We start from the raw sequence: 19,955 nt of genomic DNA, 5'->3' as shown, positions 1-19,955 counted from the left end.
CGCTTGGCAACCGCTTCAGCGGCTACTGGAACACCGCATCGGGATTGTCGAGGCTATCGGAACCCTCGAGCTCAACCTTGCCGAGATCGAGCGACGCAACGACGCGCTCGATGGTCTTGGTCTGGTCGATCAGCCCATCGATCGCCTTCTGGACCACGGCATTGCCGTCGGCATTGTTCTCGCCGATCATCTGGTCGTAAGCCTCGACCTTCTGGGCGCGGTCGGCCATCGCGTTCATGGCCGCAAGCGTCGCATCCAGCTTGCCCTTCATCTCGTCGTCCAGCGCCTCGTCCTTGGCCAAGACGAGGTCTGAAAGAGAGGCTCCGGTCATCTTGGTGCCGTCGATACGGGTATATTCTCCCGTATAGGCCGATTTGATGCCGACCGCGTCGTTGAGGTGCGAGGCATAGGTGTTGTCCGAGAAGCAGTCATGCTCTTCTTCCGGATCATGCAGCAGCAGTCCGAGCTTCATCCGCTCGCCGGCAAGCTCGCCGTAGGAGAGCGAGCCCATGCCGGTCAGGATGGCGCTCAGACCCTTCTTGCCACTGGCCTCGACAGTCCGGGCCGCTTTGCCCTTGGGCCCCCACGCCGTAACCATGTCCTTCAGATCGGCAACCAGCAATGCGGTCGCAGCTTTCAGGTAGGCGGCGCGACGGTCGCAATTACCGTTGGTGCATTCGGTCTTGCTGTAATCCGTGTAGGGCCGCGTGCCGGCGCCAGGCCCGGTGCCATTGGTATCCTGGCCCCACAGCAGAAACTCGATTGCGTGATACCCGGTCGCCACATTCGCCTCGATCTCGCCGGCCTCATGCAGGCTGCGAAGGGTCTTCGTGGTGATCTTGGTCGTGTCGAGCGTCTTGCCGTTCACTTTGATCTTGGGGTTGGCAATGATGTTGGCCGTGTAGAGAGCGTTCTCGTCGCTTTCCGTGCCATAGGAGGGGTCGACATAATCGATAAGGCCTTCATCCAGCGGCCAGGCATTGACCTTGCCTTCCCAGTCGTCAACGGCAGAATTGCCGAAACGATAGACTTCGGTCTGCTGGTAGGGAACACGCGCCGCGATCCAGGCAGCTTTCGCCGCCTTCAGCGTTTCCTCGCTCGGATTTGCAATCAGCCCGTCGACCGCCTTTTCGAGGCTCTGCGCAGATATCAGCGAGTCCTCGAACTTGGCATGCGCCAGCTCGGAATAATGCTTGAGCACGGCGGCCGGCTTGGTCTCGGCATGCGCTGCCGTTAATGTCGTCGATGCGGCAAGAAGCGCCACTGCGGCGCCGAAAGCGATTTTGCGGATCATGTCCCTCTCCATTGCGGCGTCGTTTGAAACGAGGCTGCCTCAAAGGCTCATCGCGCAAATCTAAACTTGTGTCAAATGATCTAGTTTAGAATTCTTTCAGGGTAAAACCGCAATGCAAGTCCCGCTCAAACCTTGCGTTGCATGCGGCAGAAAAAGAATCCGTCCGTATCGGTACTTGCGGGTGACAGCGTGACAGTCGCTGCATCCTTCAAGCGAGGCGTGGCCGCGTCGCTTCCGAAAATCTTCGCCCACTGTTCGGCTGCCGGCACGATCGAGAACTCGGGGTTCTCCGCGCAGAACCGCGCAACCTGCTGGTCGTTTTCTTCCGGCAGGATCGAACAGGTCACATAGAGAAGCGCGCCGCCCGGCTTCACGAAAGCGGATGCTTCGGAAAGTGCGTCCTGCTGCTGCGCAATGCGCTCGTCGAGGTTCTTCTGCGTCAGCCGCCATTTCGTGTCGGGGCGACGGCGCCACGTTCCCGTGCCGGTGCAGGGCGCATCGACCAGAACTGCGTCAAGCTTGTTCCGGAGACCTTCAAGCTGGCGTGCATCGTCGTGAACCTGAACATTGCGGGTGCCGGCCCGACGCAGGCGCTCGATGATCGGCGCCAGCCGCTTGCGGTCGGTATCGTAGGCGTGAACCTGGCCCTTGTTGTTCATCGCAGCCGACATCGCCAGCGTCTTGCCGCCGCCACCGGCGCAATAGTCCAGCACCTGATGGTTCTCGGCAGGCTGTACGAGCTCGGCCACGATCTGCGAGCCCTCGTCCTGCACCTCGAACCAGCCCTTCTGGAAGGAAAGCTCGGCGGTGATATTGGGAAGCCGGGAAGCACCTTCGCCGGCAGCGATCCGGATGCCGTTGCGGGCAATGCGCGCAGGCTTGGCACCGGCGCGGTCCAGCGCCTTGACCACCTTGTCGCGCGACGCCTTCAGCGTGTTGGCGCGCAGATCAAGCGTCGGTCGGGTGGCAAGTGCCTTTGCCTCAGCCAGCCAGTCGTCGCCGAAATTTGCTTCGAATGAAGGCTGAACCCAGTCCGGGATATCGCCCTGGATGTGAAGCGGCGCGTCTTCCAGCTTGCGGGAGGAAAAGGCGGCGATATGCGCTTCGGTCAAAACCGGCGGCGCGAAACGGTCGTCGGCAAAATCGGCAGCCAGCGTTTCTGGAGAATATCCCCACTGGCGAAGGAGAACCGCATAAGCCAGTGCGACGGCACTGTCGTCGTCCATGATGAATGCGTGGCTGAGCCGCATGCGCAATGCGTCGTAAACGATGTTTCCGATTGCGGCGCGGTCGCCGGATCCGGCAAAGCGGTGCGCGAGGCCCCAGTCCTTCAGCGCGTCGGCGACGGGGCGTCTGCGTGCCTCGATATCCGCCAGTACGTCGATTGCTCCGGCTACTCGTCCGCCCAGTCGCATGTCATTCTCCGTCTCGGTTGAACCCGTGTGGGGTGGGTCGTAACCGCGAACGGTCGAAAGGGCAAGTGCAGCACGTCAGGCGTTCAAAGCTCTGGTGCCTCAGCCGTCGACGTCCTTGATGCCCTTGCCGGAGATCTTCTGGCTGGAAGCGCGGGTGTCGGCAACGATCTGGTAGCAGACCTGCGCAGTGCCCGAAGAGACCATGCCGATATCCTTGGCTGCGGCTTTCGAAACGTCGATCACCCGGCCGCGAATGAATGGGCCGCGATCGTTGATGCGCACGACGACGCTTTTGCCGTTGCGCTTGTTGGTCACGAGAACCCTGGTGCCGAAGGGCAGCGAGCGATGTGCGGCGGTCAGCTTGGCGGCGTTCATCCGCTCGCCAGAAGCGGTCTTCGAAGAAAGCGCGTACCAGGATGCGTGGCCGCAGCCGGGCGCAGCATTGGCCTGCGCGGTGCCGAGTAGTGCAAAAGCAGCAATGGCAACCGCGAGTGTCGAGCGTCGAATTGTTGTCAAGTCGGTCGTCCCCGTCCGTTTTGTCCCTGCACGTGGCGTGCAGCCGGCTTAAGCGGGGCCAAAAATGGCGAAAAAGTGGGATTCGGTATCACGGAGTGTTACGCATTGTAACATTCGTGATTACATTGCGATCGATGTTGTTAATGCACCCGGCTAAGCTTTTTCGGAAGAAAAGCTTTAGAATCAGTCTCCAAGCGAAACGTCATTCCGCTGGATCCCCGGGACAACTCGTGTTCACGAAAACAGGCAAAATTTTTTTCTCTTAAAGTCGGGCTGCTGTCTTATTTGGACCAGTTTTGGGGCGCCGCGCCCCAGGCATTAAGAATTTATGACCGGGATAATGGCTCAGGATGAAAATTCCCACCAATGAGTAGAGGAGATTTCATCCTCTCCAGCGGTCGGAAGACCACAATTCCGAGAGCGAAACGCGGTAATTCGGAAAGCGGAATTGGAAGCCGGCGGCCCTGATCTTCTCATTCGAGACGCGCTTGTTGGCGCCATAGAAGGACCGCGCCATCGGAGACATGTCTGCAGTGTCGAAATCCTGTTCCGGCGGCGGCTCGACGCCCATCATCCGGGCAGCCTCGACGATCACGTCCTGGGGCGGGCATGGCTCGTCGTCGGTGACATTGTAGAGGCCACCCATCCGCAGGTTCCCGAGAAAAAGCGAGGCACCGCCGATATCCTCGACGCGGATCCGGTTGAACACCTGGTCCTTCTTGATGATGCGCCGCGCGCTGCCGCGGGAAAGATTGATGAACCCGTTGCGTCCGGGTCCGTAGATCCCGGCAAGACGCAGCACTGCGCATGGCACGCCGACACTGGTCGCCTGCTCCGTCCAGGCATCCTCTGTATCGACCCGTTCGATCGAGCGGCCAAGGATCGGGCTTCCCGGCGTCTCCTCGGTCACCCAGTCGCCGCCATGGTCACCATAGACACCGACGGTCGAAAGGTAGCCGATCCATTCGAGCTTCGGAAACAGTGCCGCAAGCCTGCCCTCGACGAGCTTCAGCAACGGATCGCCCTCCTGGCCGGGCGGAATGGATTGAACCAGATGCGTCACCTCGGCCATCTCACCCGGTAGCGCTCCATCGAAGTCGCTGCCGTCGAAGATGAAGGGCCGAATGCCCTTTGCGCGAAGAGCCACGGCCTTCTCCTCGCTGCGAACCGTGCCGGAAACCGTAGCGCCTTCGGCCATGAAGGCCTCCGCAATCGCCTGGCCGGAATAGCCGCATCCGAAGATCATCACCCGCATCAAACCACTCCTGCCATCGTCCATTCGTCTTTAACCTCCGCGTCATCCTCCGGCCCGCGCGCATCTGCAAACAAAGCGAACTCACCTTGCGACATCAGCCGCTTCAGCGCCCAGATCGCCATGCCGCGCACGACAGGGGACGCATCCGCTGACAGGCTGCGACACTGGTCGATGAAGCCGCGGTCACCGGAATTGCCGGCGGCGATCAGCACGTTGCGCACGAAACGGTCACGGCCAATCCGCTTTACCGGCGATCCGCTGAAAAAGGCCCGGAATGCCGGATCGTCCAGCGTCAGAAGAAACGCGATCGACGGTTCCTTGAGGTCCTCGCGCGCCTTCAGCTTCATTTCAGACGCGCTGGCCGCGAACTTGTTCCACGGGCATGCCGCCAGGCAATCGTCGCAGCCATAGATACGGTTGCCGATCATCGGCCGGAATTCGGGCGCGATCGGTCCCTTGTGCTCTATCGTCAGGTAAGAGATGCAGCGCCGCGCATCCAGCCGGTAGGGCGCCGGAAACGCCGCCGTCGGGCAAGCGTCGAGACAGGCGCGGCAAGAGCCGCAATAGTCCCGCTCAGCCTCGTCGAAGGCCAGATCCGCTGTCGTGAACAGGCTGCCGAGAAAAAGCCAGGACCCGTGCGTGCGGCTGACCAGATTGGTGTGCTTGCCCTGCCATCCGATACCGGCGGCTTCGCCAAGCGGCTTTTCCATCACCGGTGCCGTATCGACGAATACTTTGACATCCTCGCCGGCACGGGCGGCAAACCGCGTGGCGATCTCCTTCAGCCGGCCCTTGATCACGTCGTGATAGTCGCGGTTGCGGGCATAGACGGAAATCGCGGCCTTGTCGGGCTTCTCCAGAATGCCGCGCGGATCCTCGTCCGGCCCGTAATTCATCGCAAACATCACGATCGACCGGACCTCGGACCAGAGCGCCCTGGGATCGCCGCGACGCTCGCGCGTCTCCGCCATCCAGTCCATCGTGCCGTGATGCTCGTCGGATAAAAAAGTCGTCAGCCGTTCCGGTGCTTTCGGAATGCTGTCAGGCCTTGTGATGCGACAGAGATCAAAGCCCTGGGCTGCGGCTTCCTCGCGAATGAAGGCGGTCAGCTTCTGCCGACGCCGGTCGGCCCGAAGGTCGACCTTCTCCTGGCTCAGGTCGTGGTCCGGCTCAGAAATCAAGGTCCGCATAATGCGATACCGGAGTGAGGCCGCGAATGCGCTCGGACAGCAGCGGACGGAAGGAGGGGCGGGATTTGATCCGCTGGTACCAATCCTTGGCGATCGGAATTTCCGACCAGTCGATTTCGCCCAGATAATCGAGCACGGAAATCGAGGCGGCGGCCGCAAGGTCGGCATAGCTCAGACGCTCGCCGGCCAGCCACTGGCGCGAGCCGGCAAGCCAGGCGAGATATTTCATATGCTGGCGAATATTGGCGCGGGAGGTCCGCAGCACCTTTGAATCGGGTGCGCCACCGCCCTGTGCCGCGGTCATCTGCAGCTTGTAGACGCGCTCGCGCGTGAGCGGCCGTGTCACATCCTGCTCCATCTTGATCAGGAACCATTCCGTAAGCCGACGAATTTCGGCCCGCTGCCACGGGTCTTCGGCCAGCAGTCGGCGGTCGCGCTTCAGCACGCCATGGGTCTCGTCGAGAAATTCCATCAGAACCGACGGACCGCACAGAACGCGCATATTGTCGTCAACATAGACGGGCAGGGTCGCCGCCGGGTTGAGCGTGAGAAACTCGCGGCGCTTCTCCCAGGGCTGCTCCTCGACAAGATCCGTCTGGAAGCCGTATTCGGCGAGGATCAGACGGACGAAGCGAGAGGAAGACGACATTTGATGATGATACAGGGTGGGCATCGATAAGAAAACTTCAGTTATAATGTATAGGAAAGCGGCTGCTTCGGGCGCCCGCCTGACATATGCCAGCTATATGGATTTGGTAGGGCCAGTACAAGCAGGGGCCACAAACCGCTAAGAAACGATTAAAAACCACCTCTATCGCATAGCAAAGGACTAAGAATGGTGGATCAGCCCATTATCAGCGCCCTCGTACTCGGTATTATCGAGGGGCTCACGGAATTTTTGCCCGTTTCATCCACCGCACATGTGCTGCTCGCCGGCCATTTTCTCGGTTTCAATTCTCCGGGGAATACGTTTGCGGTCCTGATCCAGCTCGGCGCCATACTGGCCATTCTCCTGGTCTATGCGCAAAGGCTGATCTCGATCGCCGTCTCGCTGCCGACCAGTGTCCAGTCGCGCCGTTTCGTTCTGACCATACTGGCGGGTTTTCTCCCGGCCGCCGTGATCGGCGCGATCGCGCATGATTTCATCAAGACGGTCCTGTTTGAAACGCCGATGTTGATCTGCGTCATGCTGATCGTCGGTGGCTTTATCCTGCTTGCCGTCGATCGCATGAAGTTCGAGCCGAAATACCATGACGTGATGGACTATCCACTGTCGCTGGCGATCAAGATCGGCTTCTGTCAGTGCCTCGCGATGATCCCAGGTACGTCGCGCTCCGGCGCCACCATCGTCGGCGCGCTTCTGCTTGGCGCGGACAAGCGTTCGGCCGCGGAGTTCTCGTTCTTCCTCGCGATGCCGACAATGGTCGGCGCCTTCACGCTCGATCTCGTCAAGAACCGTGCGCTGCTCTCCTTCGACGACAGCGCGGTCATCGTGGTCGGCTTTCTGGCAGCCTTCGTGACGGCAGTGTTTGTCGTGCGCTCGCTGCTCAATTTCATATCGAGCCGCGGCTACGCGCCTTTCGCCTACTGGCGTATCGCAGTCGGCGCCATCGGCCTTGTTGCCTTGTTGCTCGGGGCCTGAAGGCCGCTACCCGAAAAAGACAAAGGCGGCCACCGGCCGCCTTTGTCATATGGGTCGTTCAATCACTGCTTCAGTAACGGATGGATGCAGTGCTGCAGGGATCGACGCCATAAGCAGGCGCGCAATCGAGCTTGCCGGCGGCTCCGGTTTCAGGAGCCATGAACGATCCTGCAAGGATCACAAGTGCTGCACATACGAAAAAGAGGGCGATGGGTTTGCCCATGCAAATGCGCCTTTCAGAAGGGAAATATCTGTGTGTGGGTCTACGGGCCGTGTGGCTGATATTCAATAAACGTTTTTGCTAAACTGCCCGTTAACGCAAGACGGCCAATAACTGCGACCTTTGCGCCACAGAGCTTTCGGCACCTGCGCTCAAAAAAAACGACGCGCCCCGGAGAGCACGTCGTCAAGGATCCGGTAAGGATCTATGATATTGAAATCAGGCGGCCTTGCCGGAGCCCGTGTACTGGCCCTGCGGCCGGTAGCGCACGAGATAGGACGCAAGAACGGAGGTGGCCAGGGTCGGAGTGATGCCGATACCCGCAAGCGTGCGGCCGTCTTTTTCCGCAGCGTCCGAAACCACATTGTCCCGTTTCAGGAGTTCCACCTGGTCCGCCGTGACCGGCGGGGTGATCAGGGGCACCATCGAGGCAACGCTGCCGATCATGGAGGCCACGCCGAAAGGCAGAGAGAGAAGCGGCTTCTTGCGGGCGGTCACACGCATGACCGTTTCCATGCAGTCGCGCATCGTCATTACTTCGCCGCCACCCAGCTCGTAGATCTTGCCGGACGGAATGGAGCCGTCGACGGAGCGTCCCACGGTTTCCGCCACGTCTTCCACGAAGACCGGCTGCAGTTTCGTATGGCCACCACCAATCAGCGGTAGGAACGGGAACGTCCGTGCCATCGAGGCGAACCGGTTGAAGAAGCTGTCGTCAGCACCGAAAACCACTGAAGGACGCAGGATCACCGCATCCGGCAGTGCGGCTTGGATCGTCGCCTCAGCGCGGCCCTTGCTGCGGGCATAGCTCGAAGCGGAATTGACATCGGCACCGATGGCCGAAACATGGGTCAGCTTCGCGCCGGCAGCCTTGACGGCTTCGACCAGCGTCTTCACGCCGATATCCTGCACGCCGTCGAACGTGTTGCGGCCGCTTTCAAACAGGATGCCGATGCAGTTGACCACATGCGCGGAGCCTTCGACGGCTCGCAGCACGGAATCGCGGTAGCGCAGGTTCGCCTGCACCAGCGAGATCTGGCCGACATAGCCGGCGGGCAGAAGAAAGCCGGCAAGATCCGGGCGACGCACCGCGACGCGAACGCGGTAGCCGCGCTTGGCAAGCGTGCGAACCACCTGTCTGCCGACGAAGCCGGATCCCCCGAAGACGGTGACGAGAGGCGGTAGATTGTTGATGGTCATGATAAGCTCCGGGAGCCTGAAGAAGGGACGACGAAATATGGAATGCTGTTTAGCCGAATCCGGGCGACGGTGGAAGTGTTTCCGCAACCGGTTGTCGCTGTCAGCGAGCGATATCAGACGCCCTCGACCACAACCATTTCGGCATCGGCCGCTTCCTGGCGGATTTTTGCAGCGATCTGGTATGCCGGCGAGTTGTAGCAATCGACTGCAGCCTGCATCGACGGGAACTCGATCACCACATTGCGACCGCGGGCAGCGCCCTCCAGTTCGGTCATCGCGCCGCCACGAGCAAGGAAATTGGCGCCGTATTCCTCAAACGCCGGTTTTGCCGCAGCGACGTAGTCCTTGTATCGCTCGGCGTCGCGAACATCGACCCGAGCAATCCAGTAACCTTTTGCCATAATAACCTCTCCTCGATTGGGCATATTCGATTCGAGCAAATCTGGCGGGGAGTCAACATGATAAAGACCGGACAACGCGGCCGGATTGCAGCGCGCAACGCCTATTGGGCGCTCCCTTATCTCGTGCCGTTCATGCTTCTTGGCGCGCCTACGGCAAGCGCGGCATCCTGCAGCGCCGATACGCTGGAACAGCTCCGCTCGCCCGCCGAAGCGGCCACGCGCCCGATCGAAATCGATTGCGATCTCACCCTTCAGAAGAATGCCGTCATCACCGTGCCGATCGCGTTTTCCGGCAGTCGCGCGTCTGGGACGACTATGGACTGCAACGGCGCGACGCTTGATGGCACCAAGCCCAAGGCCCGCACGATCGTGATCCGTTCGGTTCAACGCAAGGACGGCAGCTGGGATACGCCCCGCGACATCCATATCCGCAACTGCACAATCAAGGGTGATATCCGCATCGAAGGCCTCGGTCACAGCGGAGAGGCCGAGAAGGTCAGGGAATCCTCACTCACGCCGGGCCATACACAGCGAGCGCAGTCGATTGCGCCAAGCGATATCGTGCTGTCACAAAACCGCTTCATCGCCAATGTCGGCACGCCGGTCTATCTCGCGCCTGGCGTCACCAACGTCATTGTCGAAAACTCGCGCTTTACCGGCAAGACGGTCTCGGCCGTTATTTACCTGGATGCGGAATCGGCCAGAAACCGCGTCATCGGCAATACGTTTGAAACATCAGCCAGCCAGCGCGAGATCATCGCCATCGACGGATCTGCGGAAAATCTCATCGAAAAAAACACGTTCGTGAACCCGGTCAAGGGCGGCGTGTTTCTGTACCGCAATTGCGGCGAGGGCGGCACGATCCGCCACCAGGCGCCGCAGCGCAACGTCATCTCCGACAACAGCTTCCGCTACAAGGACTGGCTTGCCATGCCGGCGGTCTGGCTCGGCAGCCGGCAAGGCGTGCGCAAATATTGCATGACACGGCCAACGGCGTCGTTTGGCAGCGGAGCCAGCCCGCTCGATTACGCGCAGAACAACCGGGTCACCGGCAACCGCCTGTCGGGCGGCGTCGCCACCTTCGTCCTCAACAGCGACATGAACAATGTCGTCTCGGACAACCGCTGATCCGGATCAAGCGTCGTCTGCAGGTCAGAGCGCCGCCTGCATCTCCGCGAGGATAGCCTGCGCGGCCGCCTTCGGGTCGGCTGCCTGGACGATCGGGCGGGCAACGACTAGGTGGCTGGAGCCTGACTTCAGGGCATCGAAGGGTGTCACGACACGTTTCTGGTCGCCGGCATCGGAGCCGGCCGGACGGATGCCGGGGGTAACGACCGCCATGTCGGCTCCGACGATCGCCCGGACGGCGGCCGATTCCTCGGCCGAGCAGACGATGCCGCCCATGCCGGCCGCACGCGCCTGTTCGGCGCGGCGTGCCACCAGCTCGCCCGGTGTCTGCGCATAGCCGGCTTCGATCATATCGGCCGCATCCATCGAGGTCAGCACGGTAACGCCGAGCAGGCAAAGATCGGAGCCCTTTGCTGCTTCGACCGCGGCGCGCATTGCCTTCGGATAGGCATGCAGCGTCAACATGGTCATGCCCATCTTGGCAATGTTCTCGACAGCTTTGGCGACCGTGTTGTCGATATCGAGCAGTTTCATGTCGAGAAAGATCTGCTTGCCATCCTCTGCAAGCTCGCGGGCAAACTCCAACCCACCGGCAAAGGCCAGCTGGTAGCCGATCTTGTAGAAAGAGACGGTGTCGCCAAGCGTTGCCACCATCTTTTCCGCTTCGGACACGGTCGGGATATCAAGGCCCACAATCAGCCTGTCACGCGCTTGCATGTCTGTCAGTCTCCCTTCCATGTTTCGATCGGGGTCCAGTCGCATGTGACGGCGCGATCCGCAAGGGTGAAGGCAAACAGATTGCCACCGCCACCCGGCTGATCTTCCGTGCGGGATATGGCCGATCGTTTCAGGTGACATTTCAGAAGCGTGCCGACGCCGCCATGACCGACAAAGGCGATCGGCACCGCGGGATCGTGCTCCGCCAGAACGGATTCGACCACAGACATGATCCGCGCCTGCGCATCCGCGGCGCGCTCCCAGCCTTTGAAGCTCTCGGTCGGGTTGGCGAAAAACCAGTCCGCTGCCGCCTCGAAATCCGGCGGCGCCAGAAAGCCTGTCGCCGTGCGATCGTTCTCGTGCAGGCTATCGATGATTTCCGTCTTGAGACCGACGGCCGCGGCCAGGATGTCGGCGGTCTCGATTGCCTTTGTCTCGTCGCTCGAGACGATGCGCCCGAGCTTGGATACCCAGCCGGATGTCGCCGCCTGTTCGGCGCGCAGACGACCCGTATCGGACAGGCCCCATTGCGGCACCGGCACGTTGGGGTCGATCCGGACCTGCGGATGCGTGATGTAAATCCCAAATGTCATGTCGGAGAAGGTCCGGACGCTAAGCGCGCGTATATGTCCATAGCTGCGCCGGCGGTATGTTGCGCACCACGAAGTCATAGTGCTTGATCTTGTAGCGCTCTGGCTTGGCGATAATAGGCGAAACTGGGCTGTAGGTGATCTGCATCACCGGGCGTCCCGGCGGGACGCGGTCGAGAAGATCTTCCAGAAGTTCGATGCGGCGTTCCATCGGAAAGCTCAGCATCGGAATGGCGCAGATCACGCAGTCGAATTTCTGATGTTTCAGCGTGTCGAGTGTGCGATCCAGATCGAACGCGTCGCCATGGATGAAATGCACGCCTTCGAACGTCCGCATCAGATGCTGGTAGAAATCGGTCGAATACTCGATCGAAACGAGGTTCTGCGGCTCGATGCCGGTTTTCAGGATCGCCTTTGTGATGACGCCGGTGCCGGGCCCAAGCTCGAGAACAGGCAGGCCGGAAGTTGTGTCGATGATGCTCGCCATCCGCTTGGCAGTGACTGAGGATGTGGGGATGATGGCTCCGACCTGTTTTGGACCGTCGATCCATCCCTTGAAGAAACGGATCTCCTCGTCAAACTTCCGGCCAAGCCGTTCCTTCAAACGCAGTTCCATCAGGTCGTCCCCTCCAGTTTCAGCCAATGTGAACCGATTTGCCGCAAAAACAAGATGAAATGTCGCAGGCGGAATACGGCACAAAAAAGGCGGCTGGGGTTAACCGAGCCGCCTGGTAAGATGCTATACGCGCATCGGCATCAGCACATAGAGCGCATCGTCGCCTGCGGTATCACGTACCAGCGTCGGTGACCCCGCATCCGCCAGCATGAAGATCGCGTCGTCGCCGGAAAGCTGGGCGGTGATGTCGAGCAGGTATTTGGCGTTGAAGCCGATTTCCATCGCGTCGTATTCGTAGCCGACAGCCACTTCTTCCGTGGCGCTGCCGGAATCCGGGTTGTTGACCGTCAGCATCAGCTGCCCTTCGGACAGCGACAGCTTCACGGCACGTCCGCGCTCGGAAGAGATCGTCGAGACGCGGTCCACGGCCTTGGTAAAGCTCTGGCAGTCGACGCGCATTTCCTTGTCGTTGCCGGTCGGGATGACGCGCTGGTAATCGGGGAATGTGCCGTCGATCAGCTTCGACGTCATGACGATGCCGCCGATCGAGAGGCGGATTTTGGCGTCCGAGACTTCCACCGTCACGAATGCTTCCGGATCATCGACCAGCTTCTGCAACTCGCCCACGGTCTTGCGCGGCACGATGATGCCGGGCATGCCTTCAGAGCCCGAAGGCGCCTTCAGGTCTGCGCGGGCGAGACGATGGCCGTCGGTTGCGACGGCGCGCAGCTTCAGGTCGCCACCGGCCTCGATCGTGTGGAAGAAGATGCCGTTCAGATAATAGCGTGTCTCTTCGTTCGAGATCGCAAACTGGGTGCGATCGATCAGCATCTTGAGATCGGTCGCCTTCATCTTGAACGTATGGCTGAAGCTGCCGGCTGTGAGATCCGGGAAGTCCGTTTCCGGCAGGCACTGCAGCGAGAATTTCGAACGGCCGGACTGCACGGTCATCGTCGCGCCGTCGGCGCTGGTGGCAAGCAGCACTTCAGATCCGTCCGGCAGCTTGCGGACGATTTCATAAAGCAGATGCGCCGGCACGGTCGTGGCGCCGGCCTGTTCCACCATGGCCGGTGTCGATTCCGTCACTTCCAGATCAAGGTCCGTCGCCTTCATGTCCAGGCTCGCGTCGGACGCGCGCAGCAGGATGTTGGACAGGATCGGAATCGTGTTGCGCCGTTCCACGACGCGGTGCACGTGATTCAGCGACTTCAAGAGATTGGAGCGCTCAAGAGTAATACGCATGGACACTATCGCTTTCGACCGTGGCGATCCGGCTTGGCGGACCACCTGATATTCTCTGCCGGCCATTGCGCAGCCGGAACATGTGGACGGGCAAAATGGCAGACATTCGGATGCGAAAGCAAGAGCAGAACGGACCCTGCGCCATTTGAATTGCTTGTTCATACCGCACTTGCACACAGAAAACGCAACGCGGCGAAACCGGACGCGCAAAACATCGCCGGCCTCTGCTTGCCGAAGCCTGCGGCCTCGACCATAACAGGCGATGACCCTCGACCAATCTTCAGAGCAATCCACCGAAATCGCCGCCGAACCCGTCAAGGGACAGCGCGGCTATCGCGTCGGCAACACGTTTATCGCTTCCCGCCCCATCGAGCCGGCGCTCTATCTCGTCGCAACCCCGATCGGCAATCTCGGCGATATCACGCTGCGCGCGCTCGAAACCCTGTCCGGCGCCGATGTGCTCGCCTGCGAGGACACAAGGGTCACCCGCGTGCTCCTCGATCGCTACGGCATCGTCAATCGCCCCTATTCCTATCATGAGCACAATGCCAACGAGGCCGGGCCGAAGCTGATTGCGGCACTCGAAGCCGGCAAGTCCGTGGCGCTGGTTTCCGATGCGGGCACGCCGCTGGTGTCGGATCCCGGCTATCGGCTCGGCCAGATGGCGATCGATGCGGGTTATCGTGTCGTGCCCATCCCCGGCGCATCTGCCCCGCTTGCGGCCCTCGTCGGTTCCGGCATGCCGTCGGATGCTTTCCTGTTCGTCGGTTTTCTGTCTTCCAAGGATAAAGCCCGCCGCGACCGGCTTGCGGAACTTTCAAAGATCCCGGCAACGCTGATCCTGTTTGAATCTCCCCATCGCATTGCCCACACGCTCGTTTCTGCAGCCGATGTGCTCGGCGGCAGCCGGCTTGCCTGCGTCTGCCGGGAACTCACCAAGACCTACGAGGAGTTTCGCCGGGGCACGCTGGCCGAGCTTGCCGCCCATTACGGTGACGGCCACAACGTCAAGGGCGAGATCGTCCTTCTGATCGAACCTCCAGCACCTGAAGAGGCGCCGGGCGAGGTGGAGGTCGATGCCATCCTGCAGGACCTTTCCAAAACGCATCCGACCGCAAAGGCTGCGACTGAAGCGGCAAGGATCACCGGCCTGCCGCGCAAGGATCTCTATCAGCGCCTGATCGCCATGAAGAACGGGACCTGATGGATCGCGATGGCACAACGGGATGAGATCGGCGCCAGACGTCGCAAGGCAGAGCGCCGCGGCCATGTCTCGGAATATGTCGCTGCTGCCTATCTCCTGCTGAAAGGCTATCGCATCCTCGCCCTTCGCCACCGCACGAAACTGGGCGAGATCGATCTCATCGCCCGCAAGCGCGATCTCGTGGTCTTTGTCGAGGTGAAGGCTAGACGATCCGAGATGCAGGCGCTCGACGCCGTCTCCTTCGCATCTCAGAAACGGATCCGGGCCGCGAGCGATCTCTGGCTGCAGAAACGCAAGGACGTATCCGGGTTATCGCAGCGATACGACATCATCGCCGTCCTGCCGGGAAGGTTTCCGCGCCATTTCCAGGATGCGTTCTAGGCCTCTGGCAGCGCAGGCCCCATCGTCGGTCCTGCTGATTATCCGGGCCAAGGTTGCCTTTCGGGGTTCGTCGTCCTACATCAGGCGGGCCAATCCTAGGGGGCTGAAGTCATGGCGAAAATTCGCAAGGTCGCATTTCAGATGGACCACATTTCCGGCATCAACATTGCCGGCGATTCCACATTCGCCATGGCGCTCGAAGCGCAATCGCGCGGTTACGAGCTGTTCCACTATACGCCCGACCGCCTGACGATGCGCGACGGACGCATCTTTGCAGCTCTCGAGCCGCTGCAGGTGCGCGACATCAAGGGCGATCACTTTACCCTTGGGGAAAAGCAGCCGACCGATCTGTCGACGATGGATGTCGTGCAGCTTCGCCAGGATCCGCCCTTCGACATGGGCTACATTACATCCACCCATCTTCTGGAGCGCATCCATCCGAAGACGCTCGTGGTCAATGACCCGGCCTGGGTGCGCAACTCGCCGGAAAAGATCTTCGTTACCGAGTTCGCCGACCTGATGCCGCCGACACTGATCTCCCGCGACCCGGCGGAGATCGCCAAGTTCCGCCATGAGCTCGGCGACATCATCCTGAAGCCGCTTTACGGCAATGGCGGTGCCGGCGTGTTTCATTCCGCCCGCGATGATCGCAACTTTACCTCGCTTCTGGAAATGTTCGGCCAGATGTATCGCGGCGAACCCTATATCGCGCAGGCCTACCTTCCGGCAGTGCGCAAGGGCGACAAACGCATTCTTCTCGTTGACGGCGAACCGGTCGGCGCGATCAACCGCGTGCCCTCGGAAACCGACAGCCGCTCCAACATGCATGTCGGCGGCCGTGCCGAGGCGACCGATATCACGCCGCGCGAAAAGGAAATCTGCGCCCGTATCGGGCCGGCTCTGCGCGAGCGCGGCTTCATCTTTGTCGGCATCGACGTGATCGGCGATTACATGACCGAGATCAACGTCACATCTCCGACGGGCATCCGCGAAGTGAAGAAGTTCGGCGGTGCTGACGTCGCGAGCCTCATGTGGGATGCAATCGACGCCAAGCAGAACTGATAACCGTTCACATCTGTTCTCGTTATGCAACCTGATGCACGCTGTCTTCGTCTCATGCGCGAAATTGTTCACTGCCTGTTCTTGAAATTCGCCAGCAATCGTGCAAGCTTTCAACCTGTAGCACGGTAGGCGGGAATATCCCCACCTTAGCTTGCGCATGTGGGCGGGTCGGAATGGTCGCGCGTATCAGAACGGTAGCATTTCAGGGCATTGAAGGCATTCCGGTCGATGTGCAGGTCATGATCGGCCCTGGCAAGCTCGGCATGCATATCGTCGGGCTGCCGGACAAGGCAGTGGCCGAAAGCCGCGAGCGGGTGCAGGCAGCCTTGCACGCCTCCGGCCTCGCCATGCCGCCCAAGAAGGTCACGGTCAATCTCGCCCCGGCGGACCTGCCCAAGGAAGGCAGCCATTTCGACCTCGCGATCGCATTGGGCCTGATGGCGGCGCTCGGTGCCGTGCCCGCCGATATGCTCGCCGATTATGTCGTGATCGGCGAATTGAATCTCGATGGAACGCTTGCAGCCGTCGCCGGTGCGCTTCCGGCAGCCATCAGCGCCAACGCAATCGGAAAGGGGCTGATCTGCCCGGCAGAGAGTGGCGCGGAAGCGGCCTGGGCAGGCCCCGGCGTCGATATCTTGGCCCCCCGCAGCCTGATCGCGCTTGCCAACCATTTCCGCGGCACGCAGGTCATGTCGCGCCCTCAACCGGCCGTGCGCGCACCGCCCGCCAATCTGCCTGACCTTGTCGATATCAAGGGCCAGGAAAGCGCCAAACGCGCGCTCGAAGTCGCGGCTGCCGGCGGCCATAACCTCTTGATGGTCGGTCCGCCCGGTTCGGGAAAATCGATGCTCGCCGCCCGGCTTCCATCGATATTGCCGCCGCTATCGGCCACCGAACTGCTCGAAGTCTCGATGATCCACTCCATCGCCGGCCAGCTTTCGGGCGGAAAGCTGTCGGATCGGCGGCCCTATCGCATGCCTCACCATTCCGCCACGATGGCGGCACTGGTCGGCGGCGGTCTGCGCGCGAGGCCCGGAGAAGCCTCACTCGCGCATCACGGCATCCTCTTTCTCGACGAGTTTCCGGAATTCTCGCCCCAGGTTCTCGATGCGCTTCGCCAGCCGCTGGAGACTGGCGAATGCGTCATCGCCCGGGCCAACCACCGGGTCTCCTATCCGGCCAGCATCCAGCTTGTCGCTGCGATGAACCCGTGCCGCTGCGGTATGGCGGGCCAACCGGGGCATAGCTGCGCCCGAGGTCCGCGCTGCGCTTCGGATTATCAGGCGCGTATCTCCGGCCCGCTCATGGACCGCATCGATATCCGTATCGATGTGCCTGCTGTCTCGGCAAGCGATCTAATCCGCCCGGCGCCAGCAGAGCAGAGTGCCGGTGTGGCAAGGCGGGTGGCGGCCGCTCGCGACAGGCAGAGAGAGCGTTTTGAAGGCGAGGGCCAGTACACGGTTCTCACCAACGCGCGGTGTTCCACCGCCATGATCGAGAAATTCGCCGAGCTCGATCCGGGCGGGCTGCAATTGTTGCGCGACGCGGCAGAAAAGCTCAAATTCTCCGCCCGCGGCTATCATCGGGTCTTGCGGGTGGCGCGGACGCTGGCCGATCTCGACGAGAAGGACGGTATCGGCAGAATTCACCTCGCCGAGGCGATCTCGTATCGGATGGCCGGGGAGCGGCCCACCGTATCCGCATGATTGACCTTAGACGTCACGGGGTTCTGACGAACTTCAGACGCCGGTGGATCCGAACCCGCCGGCGCCGCGTGCCGTCGAACTTGCCTCGGTCACTTCGACGATCTGCGCCTGGGTCACGGGCGCGACTACCATCTGCGCAATCCGCATGCCGCGGGTAATGACGAAATCCTCGTCGCCCAGATTGATCAGCAAAACCTTCACTTCGCCCCGGTAATCGCTGTCGATCGTGCCGGGCGTGTTGAGGCAGGTGATGCCGTTCTTAAACGCCAGCCCCGAACGCGGGCGGATCTGGACCTCGAACCCGGAGGGGATCTCGAACACGAGGCCGGTCGGCACAAGGGCGCGCTTGCCGGGTGCGATCGTCAACGGCTCGCCATCGGTCACGGCGGCGCGCAGGTCCATGCCGGCAGCACCTGATGTCTCGTAGGCGGGCAGATCCAGGTTCTGCCCGTGCGGCAGACGCAGGACATTGAGGGCGGGTGAGGAGGGGGCTTGAATGGTCATTGCTCATTACTTTGCGCCGCAGCGCGGCAGGTCAATTGCAATGGCGGGCTTTAGTCGCTAGATACCGCGGCAATTCACAGGATATAAAAGATGGCCGAAACCATTGCAGAGGCGGTCTCCCGCCGCCGCACATTCGCGATTATTGCGCATCCGGACGCGGGCAAGACAACGCTGACGGAAAAGCTGCTTCTGTTCGGGGGCGCCATCCAGCTCGCCGGTGAGGTCAAGGCCAAGAAGGATCGCATCCAGACGCGGTCCGACTGGATGAAGATCGAACGCGAACGCGGCATCTCGGTCGTGACGTCGGTGATGACGTTCGAATATGCCGACAAGGTCTTCAACATTCTCGATACGCCCGGCCACGAAGACTTCGCGGACGATACCTATCGCACGCTGACGGCTGTGGATGCGGCGATCATGGTCATCGATGCCGCCAAGGGCATCGAGCCGCGGACGCTGAAGCTGTTTGAAGTCTGCCGCATGCGCGACATTCCGATCATCACCTTCATCAACAAGATGGACCGCGAAAGCCGCGACATTTTCGAGGTTCTCGACGAGGTCGAGGAAAAGCTGGCGCTGGATACGGCCCCCATCACCTGGCCGATCGGTCGTTCCAAGAGCTTCTGCGGAACCTACCACCTGGCCGATAACCGGGTGCGTGGTCCAGACAGCGAGGACGCGATCTCGGTCAACGGACCGCAGGCCGTCGCCGACCGCCTGCCGGAAAACGAACGCGCGGCCTTCGTCGAGGAAGTCGAACTGGCGCGGGAAGCCTGCCGCCCGTTTGACAGAAAGGCCTTTCTCGAGGGTCACCTGACGCCGGTCTTCTTCGGCTCGGCGCTGCGCAATCTCGGCGTCCGGGATCTGATCACGGCACTGGCCGATTTTGCTCCGCCGCCGCGTGACCAGGTCGCCGATATCCGCACCGTGCATGCAAGCGAAGACAAGATGACGGCCTTCGTCTTCAAGATCCAGGCCAACATGGATCCGAACCACCGCGACCGTATCGCCTTTGCGCGCATCTGCTCAGGCAAGCTGGAGCGTGGCATGAAGGCAAGGCTTGCCCGCACCGGCAAGCAGATGGGCCTCACGGCGCCGCAGTTCTTCTTCGCCTCTCAGCGTCACATCGCCGATACCGCCTTTGCCGGTGATGTCGTCGGCATCCCCAACCACGGCACGCTTCGTATCGGCGACACGCTGACGGAAGGCGAAAATCTCGTCTTCCAGGGCGTCCCGAACTTCTCGCCGGAAATCCTTCGCCGCGTCCGTCTGGAAGATGCGATGAAGGCGAAGAAGCTGAAGGAAGCCCTGCAGCAGATGGCGGAAGAGGGCGTCGTGCAGCTGTTTTCGCCGGAAGACGGTTCGCCCGCCATCGTCGGCGTCGTCGGCGCGCTGCAGCTCGACGTTCTCAAAGAGCGGCTGTTGGGGGAATATACGCTGCCGGTCTCGTTCGAAATGTCCCGCTTCTCGGTATGCCGCTGGATCTCGTCGGATCAGCCGGCGGAGCTTGAGAAGTTTCTCACCGTCAAGCGCGGCGATATCGCCCGCGATCTCGACGGCGATCCGGTTTTCCTGGCGCAGGACTCGTTTTCGCTGCGCTACGAGTCCGAACGCTTCCCGGCGATCAAGATGGTCGCCATCAAGGAATATCACGTCGCCAAGGCGGCGTGAT

At 61.2% G+C, this 19,955-nt stretch carries 21 protein-coding genes; 7 read left to right on the top strand and 14 right to left on the bottom strand.

Annotation, left to right across the window (positions count from 1 at the left end; genetic code table 11):
* Positions 1–22: 22 nt before the first annotated feature.
* The 6 genes from ACQY1J_RS19350 to ACQY1J_RS19325 form a co-directional block, all read right to left on the bottom strand.
* Positions 23–1,294 carry an imelysin family protein gene (locus ACQY1J_RS19350; RefSeq protein WP_430250598.1) on the bottom strand — a complete coding sequence of 424 codons (1,272 nt, stop codon included), beginning with the start codon at positions 1,292–1,294 and terminating at the stop codon, positions 23–25.
* Between the two features lie 125 nt (positions 1,295–1,419).
* The gene (locus ACQY1J_RS19345) at positions 1,420–2,709 is read right to left on the bottom strand and encodes an RsmB/NOP family class I SAM-dependent RNA methyltransferase (RefSeq protein ID WP_430250597.1); all 1,290 of its coding nucleotides are present in this window, start codon (positions 2,707–2,709) and stop codon (positions 1,420–1,422) included.
* A gap of 99 nt (positions 2,710–2,808) precedes the next feature.
* Entirely contained in the window at positions 2,809–3,225 is a 417-nt protein-coding gene (locus ACQY1J_RS19340) for a septal ring lytic transglycosylase RlpA family protein (RefSeq protein ID WP_062454067.1), read from the bottom strand.
* A gap of 382 nt (positions 3,226–3,607) precedes the next feature.
* A complete protein-coding gene (locus tag ACQY1J_RS19335; RefSeq protein WP_430250596.1) occupies positions 3,608–4,480 on the bottom strand; it encodes an SDR family oxidoreductase in 873 nt (290 codons plus the stop codon).
* A complete protein-coding gene (gene queG, locus ACQY1J_RS19330; RefSeq protein WP_430252008.1) occupies positions 4,480–5,658 on the bottom strand; it encodes a tRNA epoxyqueuosine(34) reductase QueG in 1,179 nt (392 codons plus the stop codon). The genes ACQY1J_RS19335 and queG overlap by 1 nt, the downstream gene beginning before the upstream one ends.
* Positions 5,651–6,343: a glutathione S-transferase family protein gene (locus ACQY1J_RS19325; protein ID WP_062454065.1), complete on the bottom strand. Its 693-nt coding sequence runs from the start codon at positions 6,341–6,343 to the stop codon at positions 5,651–5,653. Before ACQY1J_RS19325 ends, queG begins: the two co-directional genes overlap by 8 nt.
* A 162-nt stretch (positions 6,344–6,505) precedes the next feature.
* Between ACQY1J_RS19325 and ACQY1J_RS19320 the strand changes: the two genes are divergently transcribed.
* Positions 6,506–7,312, top strand: coding sequence for an undecaprenyl-diphosphate phosphatase (locus tag ACQY1J_RS19320; RefSeq protein WP_062578775.1), 807 nt, complete (start codon positions 6,506–6,508; stop codon positions 7,310–7,312).
* 70 nt (positions 7,313–7,382) lie between these two features.
* Here ACQY1J_RS19320 and ACQY1J_RS19315 read toward each other — a convergent pair whose 3' ends face one another.
* From ACQY1J_RS19315 to ACQY1J_RS19305, 3 genes are all read right to left on the bottom strand, one after another.
* A complete protein-coding gene (locus ACQY1J_RS19315) occupies positions 7,383–7,535 on the bottom strand; it encodes a hypothetical protein (RefSeq protein ID WP_092663810.1) in 153 nt (50 codons plus the stop codon).
* 216 nt (positions 7,536–7,751) lie between these two features.
* The gene (locus tag ACQY1J_RS19310) at positions 7,752–8,732 is read right to left on the bottom strand and encodes a complex I NDUFA9 subunit family protein (protein WP_192078126.1); all 981 of its coding nucleotides are present in this window, start codon (positions 8,730–8,732) and stop codon (positions 7,752–7,754) included.
* Positions 8,733–8,845: 113 nt separating this feature from the next.
* Positions 8,846–9,133 carry a DUF1330 domain-containing protein gene (locus ACQY1J_RS19305; protein WP_062454062.1) on the bottom strand — a complete coding sequence of 96 codons (288 nt, stop codon included), beginning with the start codon at positions 9,131–9,133 and terminating at the stop codon, positions 8,846–8,848.
* 57 nt (positions 9,134–9,190) lie between these two features.
* On the opposite strand from ACQY1J_RS19305, the gene ACQY1J_RS19300 reads away from it, so the two are divergent.
* The gene (locus ACQY1J_RS19300; RefSeq protein ID WP_430250595.1) at positions 9,191–10,261 is read left to right on the top strand and encodes a NosD domain-containing protein; all 1,071 of its coding nucleotides are present in this window, start codon (positions 9,191–9,193) and stop codon (positions 10,259–10,261) included.
* Positions 10,262–10,285: 24 nt separating this feature from the next.
* Here the strand turns inward: ACQY1J_RS19300 and pyrF are convergent, their stop codons facing one another.
* The 4 genes from pyrF to dnaN form a co-directional block, all read right to left on the bottom strand.
* Positions 10,286–10,978: an orotidine-5'-phosphate decarboxylase gene (pyrF, locus tag ACQY1J_RS19295; protein WP_430250594.1), complete on the bottom strand. Its 693-nt coding sequence runs from the start codon at positions 10,976–10,978 to the stop codon at positions 10,286–10,288.
* A gap of 5 nt (positions 10,979–10,983) precedes the next feature.
* On the bottom strand, positions 10,984–11,571 hold the full coding sequence (locus ACQY1J_RS19290) for a histidine phosphatase family protein (protein ID WP_430250593.1): 588 nt from the start codon (positions 11,569–11,571) through the stop codon (positions 10,984–10,986).
* A 19-nt stretch (positions 11,572–11,590) separates the two neighbouring features.
* Complete coding sequence (pmtA, locus tag ACQY1J_RS19285) at positions 11,591–12,184, bottom strand: phospholipid N-methyltransferase PmtA (protein WP_430250592.1); 594 nt, start codon at positions 12,182–12,184, stop codon at positions 11,591–11,593.
* Positions 12,185–12,307: 123 nt separating this feature from the next.
* The gene (gene dnaN / locus ACQY1J_RS19280; RefSeq protein WP_430250591.1) at positions 12,308–13,426 is read right to left on the bottom strand and encodes a DNA polymerase III subunit beta; all 1,119 of its coding nucleotides are present in this window, start codon (positions 13,424–13,426) and stop codon (positions 12,308–12,310) included.
* Between the two features lie 262 nt (positions 13,427–13,688).
* On the opposite strand from dnaN, the gene rsmI reads away from it, so the two are divergent.
* The 4 genes from rsmI to ACQY1J_RS19260 all read left to right on the top strand — a co-directional run bounded on the left by rsmI (position 13,689) and on the right by ACQY1J_RS19260 (position 17,779).
* Entirely contained in the window at positions 13,689–14,630 is a 942-nt protein-coding gene (rsmI, locus tag ACQY1J_RS19275; protein ID WP_062578787.1) for a 16S rRNA (cytidine(1402)-2'-O)-methyltransferase, read from the top strand.
* 9 nt (positions 14,631–14,639) lie between these two features.
* Positions 14,640–15,011, top strand: coding sequence for a YraN family protein (locus ACQY1J_RS19270; protein WP_062454055.1), 372 nt, complete (start codon positions 14,640–14,642; stop codon positions 15,009–15,011).
* 111 nt (positions 15,012–15,122) lie between these two features.
* Positions 15,123–16,073: a glutathione synthase gene (gene gshB / locus ACQY1J_RS19265; protein ID WP_062578789.1), complete on the top strand. Its 951-nt coding sequence runs from the start codon at positions 15,123–15,125 to the stop codon at positions 16,071–16,073.
* 173 nt (positions 16,074–16,246) lie between these two features.
* Positions 16,247–17,779, top strand: coding sequence for a YifB family Mg chelatase-like AAA ATPase (locus tag ACQY1J_RS19260; RefSeq protein WP_430250590.1), 1,533 nt, complete (start codon positions 16,247–16,249; stop codon positions 17,777–17,779).
* A 33-nt stretch (positions 17,780–17,812) separates the two neighbouring features.
* Here the strand turns inward: ACQY1J_RS19260 and dut are convergent, their stop codons facing one another.
* Positions 17,813–18,283: a dUTP diphosphatase gene (gene dut / locus ACQY1J_RS19255; protein WP_430250589.1), complete on the bottom strand. Its 471-nt coding sequence runs from the start codon at positions 18,281–18,283 to the stop codon at positions 17,813–17,815.
* Positions 18,284–18,373: 90 nt separating this feature from the next.
* Here dut and ACQY1J_RS19250 point away from each other — a divergent pair, with 90 nt between their 5' ends.
* Complete coding sequence (locus tag ACQY1J_RS19250) at positions 18,374–19,954, top strand: peptide chain release factor 3 (RefSeq protein ID WP_209902927.1); 1,581 nt, start codon at positions 18,374–18,376, stop codon at positions 19,952–19,954.
* The last annotated feature ends 1 nt before the right edge of the window (position 19,955 follow it).

This window comes from Neorhizobium sp. DAR64860/K0K1, assembly GCF_050500205.1.
Classification (GTDB): Bacteria; Pseudomonadota; Alphaproteobacteria; order Rhizobiales; family Rhizobiaceae; genus Neorhizobium; species Neorhizobium soli.
This window is presented reverse-complemented; position numbering and strand designations above follow the sequence as displayed.